Source organism: Achromobacter sp. ACM01, assembly GCF_014851745.1.
GTDB classification, from domain to species: Bacteria; Pseudomonadota; Gammaproteobacteria; order Burkholderiales; family Burkholderiaceae_B; genus Achromobacter; species Achromobacter aegrifaciens.
This window is the reverse complement of the sequence record NZ_JACVAF010000001.1, coordinates 918944-934965: the sequence shown is the minus strand read 5'-3', so window position 1 is coordinate 934965 and position 16022 is coordinate 918944. Positions and strand designations below refer to the sequence as shown.

The following is a 16022-nucleotide window of genomic DNA, read 5'->3' as shown; positions in this document are numbered from 1 at the left end:
CATGTCCCGGTCCGCCACGACAACGATCGCCCGCCACGGGCAAGGAGACTAGACATGCAGACCGATCAAGCCGGCGCCGCCCTGGACGCCGTACTCACGCGCCTGAACACGGCGCTGGGCAACAAGGACATCGACGGCGTCGCGGCCCTGTTCCAGGATGACTGCTACTGGCGCGACCTGGTGCTGTTCACCTGGAACATCCGCACGCTCGAAGGCCATGGCCAGATCCGCGACATGCTGCAGCACCAGCTGTCGCAAGTGGAGCCGGTGCGCTTCAGCCTGGATCCGAAGGAAACCGTGTCGCAGGAGGCCGGCCTGCTGCAAGGCTGGATCGAGATCGAGACCAACCGCGCGCGCGGCTACGGCCACATCCGCGTCCAGGACGGCAAGATCTGGACGCTGCTGACCACCATGTCCGAACTCAAGGGGCACGAGGAACCCAGCGGCCTGCGCCGTCCCAAGGGCGCCGAACACGGCAGCAGCCGCACGCGCCAGACCTGGCTGGAAAAACGCGAGCAGGAAGCCGCCGAACTGGGCTACCAGACCCAGCCCTACGTGCTCATCATCGGCGGCGGCCAAGGCGGCATCGCGCTGGGCGCACGCCTGCGCCAACTGGACGTGCCGACCATCATCATCGAAAAGAACGAACGCGCCGGCGACAGCTGGAGAAAGCGCTACAAGTCCCTGTGCCTGCACGACCCGGTCTGGTACGACCATCTGCCCTACATCCCCTTTCCCGAGAACTGGCCCGTCTTCGCGCCCAAGGACAAGATCGGCGACTGGCTGGAGATGTACACCAAGATCATGGAGCTCAACTACTGGACCTCCAGCGTCTGCCAGTCGGCCCGTTACGACGAGCAGAAACAGGAATGGGAGGTCACGGTGTTGCGCGAGGGCAAGCCCGTGGTACTGCGGCCCAAGCAGCTGGTGCTGGCCACCGGCATGTCCGGCAAGCCCAATGTCCCCTCCTTCCCCGGCCAGGACGAATTCCAGGGCGAACAGCAGCATTCTTCGCAACACCCCGGCCCGGACGCCTACCGCGGCAAGAACGTGGTCGTCATCGGCGCCAACAACTCCGCGCACGACATCTGCGCGGCGCTGTGGGAGGGCGGGGCCAACGTCACCATGGTGCAGCGCTCGTCCACCCACATCGTGCGTTCCGACACGCTGATGGACATCGGCCTGGGCGGCCTGTATTCGGAGCAGGCGCTGGCCAACGGCATGACCACCCGCAAGGCCGACCTGACTTTCGCGTCCCTGCCCTACAAGATCATGGCGCAGTTCCAGATCCCGCTCTACGACCAGATGCGCGAACGCGACGCCGGGTTCTACGCCAAGCTCGAAGAGGCCGGCTTCATGCTGGACTGGGGTGATGACGGTTCGGGCCTGTTCATGAAGTACCTGCGGCGCGGCTCCGGCTACTACATCGACGTCGGCGCCTGCGATCTGATCATCGACGGCAGCGTCAAGCTGCAGTCACGCACCGACGTCAGCCACCTGACACGCGACGCCGTGGTGCTGAAGTCCGGCGTCAGCCTGCCGGCTGACCTGGTGGTCTATGCCACCGGCTACGGCTCGATGAACGGCTGGGCCGCCGACCTGATCAACCGCGAGGTCGCGGACAAGGTCGGCAAGTGCTGGGGCCTGGGCTCGGACACCACCAAGGACCCCGGCCCCTGGGAGGGCGAGCAGCGCAACATGTGGAAGCCCACGCAGCAGGAAGCGCTCTGGTTCCATGGCGGCAACCTGCACCAGTCGCGGCACTACTCGCAGTACCTGTCCTTGCAGCTGAAGGCGCGGCAGGTGGCCGTGCCGGTGCAGGTCTATGGCTTGCAGGAAGTGCACCACAAGCGCTAGGCGCCCGCCCTGCGTCCCATTGGGGCGGGCTTGCGCCCGCCCCGCCGCCGAGGTAAATTGTTGACAATCTTTCGTCACACGGCGCTTTTTTCCGAATTTTTTTTCCCATAGCGGAAAGATTGTCAACACAATGAGCAAGGTGCTGACCCTGCCCGGCGCCGCCCCCGGCGACAACGAGACGCTTGCGGAACACATATTCCGCAAGATCCAGTCCGCCATCGTCAAGGGTGAAATCGCCCCCGGCAGCAAGATTTCCGAGCCCGAGCTGGCCCGCATCCATGGCGTCAGCCGCGGCCCGCTGCGCGAGGCCCTGCACCGCCTGGAAGGCCAGAAGCTGCTGGTGCGCGTGCCCCACGCCGGCGCCCGCGTGGTGTCGCTGTCGCAGCAGGAACTGTCCGAACTCTATGAAATCCGCGAATCGCTGGAAGGCATGGCCTGCCGCCTGGCCGCCGAACGCATGCCGCCCTCGGAAATCGCCGAGCTGCGCGCCGTGCTGGAAGCGCACGAACGCGATGAAGCCTTCCAGGCCGGGCTGGGCTATTACCAGCAGGAAGGCGACTACGATTTCCACTACCGCATCGTCAAGGGCAGCGGCAACCAGATGCTGTTCCGCATGCTGTGCGACGAGCTCTACCAGCTGGCGCGCATGTACCGCATCCAGTATTCGACCACCCCCAACCGCCCCCGGCAGGCCTACGCCGAACACCACCGCATTCTGGATGCCATCGCCGACGGCGATGGCGAGTTGGCTGAAATTCTGATGCGCCGCCACATCCGCGCATCCCGTATCAACATCGAACAGCAGATCGCGCAGGGCAACCTGCAGCGCACCGAGGCATGAACCAAAACTACCGCAAGCCCCTGCCCGGCACCCGCCTGGACTACTTCGACACCCGCGCCGCCGTCGAGGCGATCTCGCCCGGGGCCTACGACCGCCTGCCCTACACCTCGCGCGTGCTGGCGGAAAACCTGGTGCGCCGTTGCGATCCGGCCATGCTGACCGACGCGTTGAAGCAGCTGATCGAGCGCCGCCGCGATCTGGACTTCCCGTGGTTCCCGGCGCGCGTGGTCTGTCACGACATTCTCGGCCAGACCGCGCTGGTCGACCTGGCCGGCCTGCGCGACGCCATTGCCGACAAGGGCGGCGACCCCGCCAAGGTCAATCCGGTGGTGCCGGTGCAGCTGATCGTCGACCACTCGCTGGCCGTGGAATACGGCGGCGACGACCCCGACGCCTTCGCCAAGAACCGCGCCGTGGAAGACCGCCGCAACGAAGACCGCTTCCATTTCATCGACTGGACCAAGCAGGCCTTCCGCAACATCGAAGTCGTGCCGCCGGGCAATGGCATCATGCACCAGATCAACCTGGAACGCATGTCGCCCGTCATCTACACGCAGGACGGCGTGGCATTCCCCGACACGCTGGTCGGCACCGACAGCCACACGCCGCACGTGGACGCGCTGGGCGTGATCGCCATCGGCGTGGGCGGCCTGGAAGCCGAGAACGTCATGCTGGGCCGCGCCTCGTGGATGCGCCTGCCCGACATCATCGGCGTGGAACTCACCGGCCGCGCGCAGCCCGGCATCACCGCCACCGACATCGTGCTGACCCTGACCGAATTCCTGCGCAAGGAGAAGGTCGTGGGCGCCTACCTGGAGTTCTACGGCGCAGGCGCCGCCAGCCTCACGCTGGGCGACCGCGCCACCATCTCGAACATGGCGCCCGAGTACGGCGCCACCGCCGCGATGTTCTCGATTGACCAGCAGACCATCGACTACCTGCGCCTGACCGGCCGCGAGGACGAGCAGATCGCCTTGGTCGAGAACTACGCCAAGACCACGGGCCTGTGGTCCGACAGCCTGAAGCAGGCCGAATACGAACGCGTGCTGCGCTTCGACCTGTCCAGCGTGGTGCGCACCCTGGCCGGTCCGTCCAATCCGCACCGCCGCCTGCCGGTCAGCGACCTGGCCGAGCGCGGCATCTCCGGCGTGGTGGAAAACAATCCCGGCCAGATGCCCGACGGCGCCGTGATCATCGCCGCCATCACCAGCTGCACCAACACCAGCAATCCGCGCAACGTCATCGCCGCCGGCCTGTTGGCGCGCAACGCCAACCGCGCGGGCCTGACCCGCAAGCCCTGGGTCAAGAGCTCGCTGGCGCCGGGATCCAAGGCCGTCTCGCTGTACCTGGACGAAGCCGGCCTGACGCCGGAACTGGAACAGCTGGGCTTCGGCGTCGTGGCCTTCGCCTGTACCACTTGCAACGGCATGTCGGGCGCGCTGGACCCGGTCATCCAGCAGGAAATCATCGATCGCGACCTCTACGCCACCGCCGTGCTGTCCGGTAACCGCAACTTCGACGGCCGCATCCATCCCTATGCCAAGCAGGCCTTCCTGGCCTCGCCGCCGCTGGTCGTGGCCTATGCCATTGCCGGCACCATCCGCTTCGACATCGAGCGCGACGTGCTCGGCACGGACGCCGCCGGCCGGGAGATCCGTCTCAAGGATATCTGGCCCAGCGACGAAGAGATCGACGCCGTGGTGAAGTCGGCGGTCAAGCCCGAGCAGTTCCGCAAGGTCTACGCCCCCATGTTCGGCATCCAGGACGACCGCAAGGCCGCCGTCAGCCCGTTGTACGACTGGCGTGCGCAGAGCACCTACATCCGCCGCCCGCCATACTGGGAAGGCGCGCTGGCAGGCGAGCGCACGCTGCGCGGCATGCTGCCGCTGGCCGTGCTGGGCGACAACATCACCACCGACCACCTGTCGCCGTCCAACGCCATCCTGATGGACAGCGCCGCGGGCGAATACCTGCACAAGATGGGCCTGCCCGAAGAGGACTTCAACTCCTACGCCACCCACCGCGGCGACCACCTCACCGCGCAACGCGCCACCTTTGCCAACCCCAAGCTCTTCAACGAAATGGTGAAGAACGCGGACGGCACGGTGAAGCAAGGCTCGCTGGCCCGCGTGGAACCTGAAGGCAAGGTCATGCGCATGTGGGAAGCCATCGAAACCTACATGGACCGCAAGCAGCCGCTGATCATCGTGGCCGGCGCCGACTACGGCCAGGGCTCGTCGCGCGACTGGGCCGCCAAGGGCGTGCGCCTGGCTGGCGTGGAAGCCATCGTCGCCGAAGGCTTCGAACGCATCCACCGCACCAACCTCATCGGCATGGGCGTACTGCCCCTGGAATTCAAGGCGGGCGTGAACCGCAAGACGCTGGCCCTGGACGGCACCGAAAGCTATGACGTCATCGGCGAGCGCAAGCCGCGCGCCGACCTGACGCTGGTGATCCACCGCCGCAACGGCGAAACCGTCGAAGTCCCCGTGACCTGCCGCCTGGACACGGCCGAAGAGGTCTCGATCTACGAAGCCGGCGGCGTGCTGCAGCGCTTTGCCCAGGACTTCCTGGAAGCTTCCGGCGCCGACAAGAAAGCCGGCTGATCCGCCATAGGCGGGACGGGCGCCGCGGCGCCCGCCCCAACACCCATCATCAGGACTGCCCCATGACCCATGCTCCCCAGACCAAGATAGCCGCCACCTACATGCGCGGCGGCACCAGCAAAGGCGTGTTCTTCAAGCTCGACGACCTGCCCGAGTCCGCGCGCGTGCCCGGCGCCGCGCGCGACGCGCTGCTCATGCGCGTGATCGGCAGCCCCGATCCCTATGGCAAGCAGATCGACGGCATGGGCGCGGCCACCTCCAGCACCAGCAAGACCGTCATCATCGGCAAAAGCACGCGCCCCGACCATGACGTGGACTACCTGTTCGGCCAGGTCTCCATCGACCAGCCCTTCGTGGACTGGAGCGGCAATTGCGGCAACCTGTCCGCCGCCGTCGGCCCGTTCGCCATCACCAACGGCCTGGTTGACCCCGCCCGCGTGCCGCAGGACGGCGTCGCCGTCGTGCGCATCTGGCAGGCCAACATCCAGAAAACCATCATCGCGCACGTCCCCATGACGGCCGGCGCGGTGCAGGAAACCGGCGACTTCGAACTGGACGGCGTGACCTTCCCGGCGGCTGAACTGCGCCTGGAATTCATGGACCCGGCCGAGGAAGGCGACGGCGGTTCCATGTTCCCCACCGGCAAGCTGGTGGACGACCTGGAAGTGCCTGGCATCGGCACGTTCAAGGCCACCATGATCAACTCCGGCATCCCCACGATCTTCCTGGACGCCGAAGCCTTGGGCTACCGCGGCACCGAACTGCAGGACGACATCAACGGCGACGCCGCCGCGCTGGCGCGCTTCGAGACCATCCGCGCCCACGGCGCGCTGCGCATGGGCCTGATCAAGACGCTGGAAGAGGCCGCCAGCCGCCAGCACACGCCCAAGGTCGCCTTCGTGGCGGCGCCCAAGGAATACGTGTCCTCCAGCGGCAAGAAGATCGGCGCGGGCGACATCGACGTGCTGGTGCGCGCGCTCTCCATGGGCAAGCTGCACCACGCCATGATGGGCACCGCGTCCGTCGCCATTGCCACAGCGGCGGCGGTGCCGGGCACGCTGGTCAACCTGGCCGCGGGCGGCGGCGAACGCGACAATGTCTGCTTCGGCCATCCGTCCGGCACCTTGCGCGTCGGCGCCGAAGCCCAGCTCGTGGACGGCGAATGGAAGGTCACCAAGGCCATCATGAGCCGCAGCGCCCGCGTGCTGATGGAAGGCCGCGTCCACGTGCCGCGCGAGGGGTTCTGATCCGGCTTGCCGTTTCCAGCATGAAGAACGGGGCTTGCAAGCCCCGCTTTTTTTTACGCAGCGCCAGCGCCTCAGCCCTTCGCTCCCGCCGCCTCCAACAGGCGCACGACTTCGGTCTGTCCGCGCTCACGCGCATGACGCAGCGGCGTCACGCCCTTGCCGTCCGCCAGGTTGACGTCGGCGCCGGCTTCGATCAGCCGCTTGACGATCGCCTGGTGACGCGCGCCGCCATCGCCCAGGATCACGGCTTCCAGCAGGCCGGTCCAACCCAGGTTGTTCACATGGTCCGCGTCCACGCCGGCGCGCAGCAACATGTCCACCACTTCAACGTGGCCGCGCTCGCATGCGGGAATGAGGGCAGTGCCGCCGTAGCGGTTGGTGCTTTTCAGGTCAGCGCCGTGCGCCAGCGTCAGCGCCAGGATCTCGCGATAGCCGCGGGCGCCGGCCAGCAGGTAGGCGCTGTCGCGGACCGAGTTCTGCGCATTGACGTTGGCGCCGGCCTCGATCAGGACGCGTGCCGCTTCGACATGATTGCCCTGCGTCGCGCGCAGCAGCGGCGTATTGCCGTCCGCGTCGCGCGTATCCACGGCAGCGCCCTGCCCCAGCAGCTGCTTGACGCGGGCCGCGTCGCCATTGCCCGCGGCGGCCAACAGCGCGGTGTCCGGGCCCGCGGCCGCGGCCACGCCCCCCATGCCCAACAGGAATGCCGCCAGCCAAAGACGGCCCGCACGAAAGATAGACATTGGTATTTCCTCCAGATCAACAGCTTGAGGCAAGCCGAATCGACTCGCGGCCTCGTGAGATTCCAAGTATGGCGGCCGGCCCAAGTATTATGAAATTAATTGGCTTGATAGATTCGAGTGGACATCCCAATGCTAGATCCCGTCCTGCTGCGCAGTTTTCTTACCGTCGTGGACACGGGCAACTTCACCCGCGCCAGCGAACACCTGCACCTGACGCAATCCACCGTCAGCCAGCACGTCATCCGGCTGGAAGAGAACCTGGGCTGCCGCCTGCTGGACCGCACGCAGCGCCATGTCCTGCCCACCGAGGAGGGCGAGCGCCTGCTGGGCTATGCGCGCAGCATCCTGCGGCTGGCTGAGGAGGCGCGCGAAAACGTGGCCGCTGCCCAGGCCAGCGCCGTGGTGCGCGTGGGCGCGCCCGAGGATTTCATGGGCGCCACGCTGATGCCTACCCTGGCCGCCGTGGAAGCGGCCTATCCGCGCCTGCGCGTGGAAGTCGAAGGCGGCCTCAGCCATCAGCTGCTGCGGCGCTACCGCGATGGCGAACTGGACCTGCTGCTGGTCAAGCAATGGGAAGTGGACGCCGATTGCGATGCGCACTGGCCCGAACCCCTGTGCTGGATCACCGCCCGCGATGCGCCGCCGCCCGCGCCCGACACCGCCGTGCCGCTGGTGGCCTTTCCGTCCGGCGCGCTGTACCGCCAGGAAATGACCGCCATGCTGGAAACCAGCGGCAAGCCCTGGCATGTGCGCTTTTCCAGCCCCAGCCTGCCCAGCCTGAGCGCTGCCGTCGCCGCGGGACTGGGGATCAGCCTGCTGCCTGCCGCCTGCGCCAGCGCCGAACACCGGCTGCTCACGCCCGAAGAAGGATTTCCGGCGCCGCGCGGTCTGCACTTGTCGCTGTATGCGCGCTCGCGGCTCAGCGACGCGGGTCACGCGCTGCGGCGCGCACTGCAGGACTTCTGCACGCAACGCGCCGCGCAGGTCACGCCGCCGGCGTGACGCCAGCGTAAGCCCGAGCCGCCTCGCCCACGGGTTCGCCCTTGCGGAATAAAGCGCGCTGGCTCGGCACCGCGGCAACCGCGGCGGCGCCGTTGGGCACGGGCAGCGCCACGAAGGTCGCTTCATTGCCCACCTGCAGGCCGTACCCGTCCAGGCCCAGCACCGCCGCGCCCGCATGCGACGCCATGTGCAAGGCCGTCAACAGATCGTCGTCCGTGTAGAAGCCCGAGCGGTAGCCGATCAGCATTGCGCGCTGCAGCATATCGCCATTGCCATAGGGCCACCAGCAATCCTGGATGTTGTCGTTGCCCGTGAATACGCGCACGCCCGCCGCGCGCAGCGCCAATACCGGCGGAAAGGCCCGGTCGCCTGGCGCGTTCGTCATGATTGCCACGCCAGCGTCGGCCAGCTTACGCGCCACATCCTCCAGCGCCCTCTGGCCGACATCGCCCAGCGCATAGGCGTGGCTGATGGCGACCCGACCCGCCAGGCCCAGCGCCTGCGCGCGCGCGGCAATGCGCGCAATCTGCGCAACGCCCTGCTCGCCCGGCTCATGCAGGTGGATATCGATCTTGGCGCCCAGCCGCTCAGCGATGCCGAACACGCAATCCAGCTGGCCTTCGGCATCGCCGTCCAGCGTGGAGGGATCGATGCCGCCCACTACCCCGGCGCCTTCGCGCACGGCCGCTTCCAGCCATTGCGGCGTGCCCGGACAGGACATCACGCCGGCCTGCGGGAACGCCACCAGTTCGATATCGACAATGCCGCGCCATTTCTCGCGCGCCGCCATGACGGCATGCAGATTCGCCAAGCCGGTCGTGGCGTCTACGTCCACGTGGCAGCGCATCGCCACCGTGCCGAACGCCGCGGCCTGCGCGATAAGGGCATCGGCGCGCCCCTCGATGGGCGGCGCGGCCGCAAGCTCTTCTTTCTCGATGGCCAGCCGTTCGCGCAGGCTGTCCGCGGGCCGGTGCGGCCGCCAGCGGTCGCCGACGAAACTCTTGTCCAGATGGATATGGCCGTCGACAAAGCCCGGCAGCACCAGGTGTCCGCGCAGGTCGGTCACCTGCGCCGCGCCCAGGACGGGCGGCTCGGCGCCCAGCGCCAGGATGCGGCCATCGCGCACGTGCATGTATAGGGGATTGCCGTCTGCTCCCACGGCATTGAGGTATACGCGGTCTGTCATGTGTCGTCTCGGTCTTGCGCGGCCATGCCATACGCATGGCCCGGGCTTGCGTACACCTTATCGGATGGCGCGCACGGCGGCCAATTAAGTGTTGCGATACCCGCCAATGCGATTCGCGATACCCGCGCATGCACGCCTGGCGGACGCAAGCTGGACTCGAGCGGGGTATGTCCCTATACTTGGCGCCTGTTGTAGTTCATTACGCATGCAGCCAGGCGATGCACATCGCTGGAAGCATCCATCACACGGCCGCGCACAGCGGCCCGGCGTGTAACGCCGAAACACCCACACCCAGCCGTAAAGGCTGCGGAACAAAACTCCTGCTTACCAGGCAGGACCATCGCTCGCCGCATCGGGCAACGTAAAAAAGCAACCAGCGTTCTGCGCTATGCGGCGGCAAGACACCTATACGGTGTGCCTTATTGCTGTCCGTCCGCGGGCGTGTCCAGTCACGTCCGCGCCGGGCAGGCATGCGATCGCGCCTACGGCCGCTCGCCTGGTGTTTCGGCTGCGTCAAAGGGGTTTGCCGCCCATCGCATCCCGCGGAAACGGCCTTCATGCAGCCATGACTGTCCGTCATGAACACGCTGTCAAGGAGAAAGGACGAAGACGATGCAAGAGACAGAATTCTTTCAGCTATCCGCCACCACCGCCATCCTGCTGCTGGTCGGGTTCTATGGCGCGACGTTCCTCATGTCGCTGCTTATCGGCCAGAAGAACGAAAACGTCGATGGCTACATGGTGTCGAACAACGCGGTCGGCTTCGGCCTGTCCACCGCCAGCATGATCGCAACCTGGATCTGGGCCGCATCGTTCTACGCCAGCGCCACCTCGGGCTACAAGTACGGCCTGTCAGGCCCCTTGCACTACGGCTTCTGGGGCGCGCTGATGATTCTCTTCATCTATCCCTTCGGCAAGCGCTTCCGCAAGCTGGCGCCCAAGGCGCACACGCTGGCCGAAGTCATACACGCGCGCCACGGCACCTCCAGCCAGATGATCATGGCGGTGTCGAACATCGTGGGCAGCTGCATCAGCCTGATGGTGAACTTCACGGCGGCGGGCGCGCTGGTCTCGATCCTGAGCCCGCTCACCTTCATCCAGGGCGTGCTCATCGCCGGCCTGGGCGTGCTGTCGTACACGCTGTGGTCGGGATTCCGCACTTCCGTAATGACGGATTTTGCGCAGCTGGCCGCCATGATCATCGCGGCGGTGGTCATCATCCCGCTCATCTTCTTCAACGCGGGCGGACCCGACGTGCTGTCGGAAAACATGTGGCGTCTGAGCGCCGACCAGGCGGACTTCTATTCCACCCGCGCCATCCTGGAACAGGGCGCGCCCTATTTCGTGGCCGTGCTGGCCTACGCCATCGGCAACCAGACCATCGCCCAGCGCCTGTTCGCGGTGCGCGAAGACCTGATCAAGCCCACGTTCCTGACAGCCACGGCGGGATATGGCGCCGTCGTGATCGGACTGGGCATGCTGGGGCTGCTGGCGCTTTTCGTCGGCCTGGAGCCCGCCAACGGCGACATGAACAACATCATCCCGCAGATGGCCTCGACCTACCTGCCGCCCTTCGGCATTGCGCTGTTCTTCCTGCTGGTGGTGGGCTCGCTGTCTTCGACCGCCGACTCCGACCTGGCCGCGCTGTCTGCCATCGTCATGACTGATGTTTACGCCAAGAACCTGGCCGGCGGCCGCCCCGATCCGCGCCGCATGCTGTGGTGGGGCCGCATCACCATGATCGTCGCCACGATGATAGGCGTGATATTCGCCAGCCTGCGCCTGGATATCCTGGTCATGCTGGTGTTCGTCGGCGCGCTGTGGGGCGCCATCGTTTTCCCCGTCATCGCCAGCTTCTACTGGGACCGCGTCGACAACCGCGCCTTCGTCAGCGCCGTGCTCAGCGCCGTGATCCTGTTCACCGTCGTGCGCTTTGAATTGCTACCCATCACCGGCGCGGTCGCCGTGTTCTTCGAGATCTGCTCGGCCATCGGCGGCGGCGTGGTGCTGGGCCTCATGACGTTCGGCTTCTTCGGCCGCCCCGCGGCGCTCGCGGTGGGCGCCCTGGGCATGCTGGTCATGCTGCCCGTGTTCGTAGGCACCTTGCGCGAGTACATCGTCCTGATGGGCTCGCTGACCGCCTACGGCGTCAGCGCCACGGTCTGCGCCGGTCTCAGCCTGCGCAACCAGCAGCGCTTCGATTTCAGCCTGTTGGCGGACCGCGTGACTTCCTTCCAGGAAGCCCAGGACGCCCTTTCCGCACCCGCCGTGCAACGCCCCGAAATCCAGCCGGCGCAAGGCTGAGCATCCATCAAGCAACAAGGAGACTGATATGTGGTTGACGTTCTACTTCCTGGTGTGGCCCGGCATTTCCGCCCTCATCCTGGCGCTGCTGTGCGTGACGCTATGGCGGGACATCCGCGCTGCCAGGCGCAGCGGCAAAGCGATGGTCTGAGGCCGTACGCTGGGGGCCGTTGCATTCACGCCAGCCGCAACGGACGCTGGGCCTGCGACTGCGCTTCAAGGTAGACCGCGTGCGTGTCCGCCACGAAGCGGGACAGGGCGAAGTCCCGCACTGCCTTTTCCCGCGCCGCGCGCCCCATGGGACCCAGTAGCTGCGGTTGCGCCAGGATCTCGCGCAGCACGCCTGCCACGGCCTCGGGCGTGCGCGCCGGGACCACCCAGCCGTCCAGCCCGGGATACACATTCTCGGCCAGCCCGCCGGCATTGCTGACGATGACCGGCACACCCATGGCCATCATCTCGCGGCACGCGAACGAGATGGTCTCCATCTCCGAGGACAGCACAAAGCCCACGTCCAGCGCGGCCACGAAGGACCGCACGTCGTCCAGCAGGCCCGAGAAGATCACCTGGTCTTCCATGCCCAGTTCACGCACCCGCCGGCGCTGAGGTTCGCCGGGAGGCTCGCCAGCGATCATGATGACGATACGCGCCCGCAGCTCGACAGGCAGCAAGGACAGGGCCTCGACCATGTCCGGCCAGCGCTTGTAGTCCGCGGTGCCTGCATTGCTGCCGACCACCAGCCGGCCCGCGTGCGCAGCCGGCAGCCAACGGCGGCGGGCTTCAGCCCTCGCCTGCGGCGCGGGGGGCATGAACCGCTCCACGTCCACGCCATTGCGCACGGTGCGCAGGCCGCAGCGCCCGAATGCGCTGCCCGCCAGCTTGCGGCGCGTGTGCTCGCACACACAGATGACGCGGTCCGTCGCCAGCCGGGCGCGCAGCGTCGCGCCCAGGCTGCTGGCGATCCGGTCGTTGTGCTGCGTATACACCACCGCAGGGCTGTCCGCCCCCAGCCCCAAGCCTGCCAGCATGCACACACGATGGTCGGCAGAACCGTTGACGTGCGCGATGTCGAAGCGTTCCTGCACCAGCAGTCGCCGCAGGCGCCGTGCATTGGGCAGCGCGGCCAGCAGACCGCCGCGGAAATCCAGCGCTTCGACCCGCACGCCCGGCATCGCCAGGGCCGTCTTGAACAGCCGGCTGTCTGGCGGCGCCGCCACGACGATATCGTGCGCGCCGCGCAGCGCGCCGGCCAGCGACAGCACATACGTGGTATGCCCGCCCCCATCGCCGCGATGGAAATTGGTGTACAGGATCTTCATCGAGCAACGCCGGTTCAGGCCCTGGACGGACCGGTCCCCGCGGCCGCCATCCGCGCATATCCCCGTGCACGTTTCGGCGCGCAAGGTGCATAATGCGCCGCAACGGCAATTTCATCGTTGGCCGTTTCAAAGCTCTTCGAGACAGATTTTCGAGCACTCACGGATCGCTCCTTGTGTTTCAGCGCCGCCAAGCGGGAACTTGGCAGACACGCTGAACTCTACGCAGTCGGCAATTACAGAAGCCGGACCGACTCATTACATTTGTGCAAGGAATGCGAGGCGCCCCATGCGTATCCTCTTGATCGAAGATGAAAGAAAGCTCGCGGACTACGTCCGCAAAGGATTGACCGAGCACAACTACGTGGTCGACATCGCCCGCGACGGTATCGACGGACGGCACGCCGCCATCGAGGGCGACTACGACGTGGTGGTGCTGGACGTTATGCTGCCCGGCGTCGACGGTTTCGGCGTGCTGGCGGACCTGCGCAAGCACAAGGAAACGCCGGTCCTGATGCTGACCGCCCGCGACAAGGTGGAAGATCGCGTGCGCGGCCTGGAAGGCGGCGCGGACGATTACCTCGTCAAGCCTTTCGCCTTTTCCGAGCTGCTGGCGCGGATCCAGGCCCTGCTGCGCCGCGGCCGCGGGCAGGAGTCGACGCTGCTCAAGCTTGCCGACCTGGAGATGGACCTGGCGCGGCGCAAGGCGCAACGCGGCGGCATGCGCCTGGACCTGACCGCCAAGGAATTCACGCTGCTGACGCTGATGCTGCGCCGCCACGGCCAGGTGCTGTCCCGGACGGTGCTGGCCGAGCAAGTCTGGGACATGAACTTCGACAGCGACACCAACGTCATCGAAGTCGCCGTGCGGCGCCTGCGGGCCAAAATAGACGACCCGTTCGAAACCAAGCTGCTGCATACCGTGCGCGGCATGGGCTACGTGCTGGAGCTGCGCGAAAAATGAAGCTGCCGCGCATCGCGTCGATGGAAATCCGCCTCACGCTGCTGCTCGGCATCATTGCGTTGGTGGTGTCCAGCATCGCCGGCTACACCTTGTTCTGGGCCTTGAAGCGCGAGGTGCAGCGCCAGGAGATCACCGAGGTGGCCGGCAAGCTGGAGCTCATCAACCACCTCATCGGCATGCAGACCACGCTGGCGCAGATGCAGGATCTGCGTGGCGCCCTGGACAACATCATGGTCGGTCACGGCAATCTCAAGACCTGGATCACGCTCGCCGACGGCAGCGTGTTCTACGGCGAGGCGCCGCCCGTGGACGTGCGGCCGCTGTCCGGGCGCGAGATCAGGCTGCACTCGCAGGACGGCTGGAACATGCGCGGGCTGCGCGTGCCGCTGGAAGGCACGCTGCTGCCGGGGGCCGAGCTCACCGTGGCCGTTAACCTGCGCCCTGGCACGCAGTTCCTGTATGCCTTCGCCACCGCGCTGGTCCTGATCTGCGCCACCTGGGTCGGCGCCACGCTGGTGCTGTCGGCATGGGCGGTGCGGCGCTCACTGTCGCCCATCCGCCGCCTGTCCCAGCAGGCCGCCCGGATCCAGCCGGACAATCTTGCCGTGCGCCTGCCGGAACAGGGCATAGACCGCGAGCTGCGCGAATTCACCCATACCTTCAACGGCATGCTGGGCCGGGTGCAAACGGCCTACCAGCAGATGGAAGGCTTCAACGCCGACGTGGCGCACGAACTGCGCACGCCCCTGGCCACGCTGATCAGCGGCGCCGAGGTCATCCTGTCGTCCCCCCGTTCCGAGCAGGAGCTGCGAGAGGTGCTGGAATCCAACCTGGAGGAGCTGGAAGGGCTGAAGGCGCTGGTCAACGACATGCTGTTCCTGGCCCGCGCCGACGGCGGCGAACCAGCGGGGGACCTGCAGGAAGTGGACGTGCGCCGCGAGGTCGCCCGCGTGGCCGAGTACTACGAAGCCGCGCTGGACGAAGCCGGCGTGTCCATGACCGCGCACGGCGCCGCCATCCTGATGGCCAACCCGCGGCTGTTGCGGCGCGCCATCGCCAACCTGCTCAGCAACGCCATCCGGGCCACGCCACGGGGACGCGGCATCGACCTCTATTGCATCACCCGGCAAGAGGAGATCGAGATCAGGGTCAGGAACCCCGGCGCGCCGATCGCAGCCGAGGCGCTGCCGCGCATCTTCGACCGCTTCTATCGCGGCGACGATGCCCGCAGCCGGCGCGCCGACGGGCACGGCCTGGGCCTGGCCATCGTCCGCGCCATTGCCCGCATGCACGGCGGCAACGCGTTCGCGCGCTGCGGCGGTCAGGGCACCGAGGTCGGCTTCACGCTGTCCCGGACGCCGAACATTACAGGAAAGTAATCCTCCCGACAGGTTGCGGTGTGGAGCGCGTCACTAAAGTGGCGCCTCCTACCCCCAATTCGAGTCTAGAGGATACGCATGAAGAAACTGGTGAAACTCGCACAAGGCGCCGTGGCCGCGGGCGTCTTTTTGCTTTCCTTCGGCGCCATGGCTGCCCCCGGCCACGGCGCGGGCCACGGCGGCGGCCATGACGCCGCCGCCCCCATCGGCAAGCCCGGCAACCCCGCCAAGGTCTCGCGCACGATCGTGGTCGACATGACGGATGCAATGCGCTTCACGCCGGACAAGATCGACGTCAAGGCGGGCGAGACCATCCGTTTCAAGGTCACCAACTCCGGCAAGATCCGCCACGAAATGGTGCTGGGCACCACGGCAGACCTGAACAGCCACTACCAGATGATGCTCAAGGACCCGGGCATGCGCCACGAGGAGCCGAACTCCGTGTCCCTGGAAGCGGGCAAGGCCGGCGACATCGTCTGGACCTTCGACAAGGCGGGAACCGTCGCCTTCGCCTGCCTGGAGCCCGGACACTATCCCGCCGGCATGAAGGGCGCGGTTTCCGTCAAGTAATCCACTG

13 protein-coding genes are annotated in these 16022 nt (G+C 66.8%); 10 read left to right on the top strand and 3 right to left on the bottom strand.

Annotated features, from left to right (window positions below; all coding sequences use genetic code 11):
* Window positions 1-54: 54 nt before the first annotated feature.
* From IB268_RS04380 to prpF, 4 genes are all read left to right on the top strand, one after another.
* Window positions 55-1857: an NAD(P)/FAD-dependent oxidoreductase gene (locus IB268_RS04380; RefSeq protein WP_192353888.1), complete on the top strand. Its 1803-nt coding sequence runs from the start codon at window positions 55-57 to the stop codon at window positions 1855-1857.
* A 130-nt stretch (window positions 1858-1987) separates the two neighbouring features.
* A complete protein-coding gene (locus IB268_RS04375) occupies window positions 1988-2698 on the top strand; it encodes a GntR family transcriptional regulator (RefSeq protein WP_054452081.1) in 711 nt (236 codons plus the stop codon).
* On the top strand, window positions 2695-5304 hold the full coding sequence (gene acnD / locus IB268_RS04370) for a Fe/S-dependent 2-methylisocitrate dehydratase AcnD (protein ID WP_054452082.1): 2610 nt from the start codon (window positions 2695-2697) through the stop codon (window positions 5302-5304). Before IB268_RS04375 ends, acnD begins: the two co-directional genes overlap by 4 nt.
* A 62-nt stretch (window positions 5305-5366) precedes the next feature.
* Window positions 5367-6551 (top strand): 2-methylaconitate cis-trans isomerase PrpF, encoded by a 1185-nt coding sequence (gene prpF / locus IB268_RS04365; protein WP_192353887.1) that lies wholly within the window; start codon window positions 5367-5369, stop codon window positions 6549-6551.
* Window positions 6552-6622: 71 nt separating this feature from the next.
* Here prpF and IB268_RS04360 read toward each other — a convergent pair whose 3' ends face one another.
* Window positions 6623-7294, bottom strand: coding sequence for an ankyrin repeat domain-containing protein (locus tag IB268_RS04360; RefSeq protein WP_192353886.1), 672 nt, complete (start codon window positions 7292-7294; stop codon window positions 6623-6625).
* Between the two features lie 129 nt (window positions 7295-7423).
* Here IB268_RS04360 and IB268_RS04355 point away from each other — a divergent pair, with 129 nt between their 5' ends.
* Complete coding sequence (locus IB268_RS04355) at window positions 7424-8296, top strand: LysR family transcriptional regulator (protein ID WP_054452085.1); 873 nt, start codon at window positions 7424-7426, stop codon at window positions 8294-8296.
* Here IB268_RS04355 and IB268_RS04350 read toward each other — a convergent pair.
* On the bottom strand, window positions 8280-9482 hold the full coding sequence (locus IB268_RS04350) for an amidohydrolase family protein (protein ID WP_192353885.1): 1203 nt from the start codon (window positions 9480-9482) through the stop codon (window positions 8280-8282). The genes IB268_RS04355 and IB268_RS04350 overlap by 17 nt on opposite strands.
* Before the next feature lie 612 nt (window positions 9483-10094).
* On the opposite strand from IB268_RS04350, the gene IB268_RS04345 reads away from it, so the two are divergent.
* Both IB268_RS04345 and IB268_RS31020 read left to right on the top strand, forming a co-directional pair.
* Entirely contained in the window at window positions 10095-11786 is a 1692-nt protein-coding gene (locus IB268_RS04345; RefSeq protein ID WP_192353884.1) for a sodium:solute symporter family protein, read from the top strand.
* 28 nt (window positions 11787-11814) lie between these two features.
* Window positions 11815-11937, top strand: coding sequence for a putative transporter small subunit (locus tag IB268_RS31020; RefSeq protein ID WP_225588878.1), 123 nt, complete (start codon window positions 11815-11817; stop codon window positions 11935-11937).
* A 25-nt stretch (window positions 11938-11962) separates the two neighbouring features.
* Here IB268_RS31020 and IB268_RS04340 read toward each other — a convergent pair whose 3' ends face one another.
* Complete coding sequence (locus tag IB268_RS04340) at window positions 11963-13105, bottom strand: glycosyltransferase (protein WP_054452088.1); 1143 nt, start codon at window positions 13103-13105, stop codon at window positions 11963-11965.
* Window positions 13106-13391: 286 nt separating this feature from the next.
* On the opposite strand from IB268_RS04340, the gene IB268_RS04335 reads away from it, so the two are divergent.
* From IB268_RS04335 to IB268_RS04325, 3 genes are all read left to right on the top strand, one after another.
* Window positions 13392-14066, top strand: coding sequence for a heavy metal response regulator transcription factor (locus tag IB268_RS04335; protein WP_119450383.1), 675 nt, complete (start codon window positions 13392-13394; stop codon window positions 14064-14066).
* Window positions 14063-15445, top strand: coding sequence for a heavy metal sensor histidine kinase (locus tag IB268_RS04330; protein WP_192353883.1), 1383 nt, complete (start codon window positions 14063-14065; stop codon window positions 15443-15445). Before IB268_RS04335 ends, IB268_RS04330 begins: the two co-directional genes overlap by 4 nt.
* A 78-nt stretch (window positions 15446-15523) precedes the next feature.
* Window positions 15524-16015, top strand: a complete 492-nt coding sequence (locus tag IB268_RS04325) for a plastocyanin/azurin family copper-binding protein (protein WP_042795260.1) — start codon at window positions 15524-15526, stop codon at window positions 16013-16015.
* Window positions 16016-16022 lie beyond the last annotated feature (7 nt).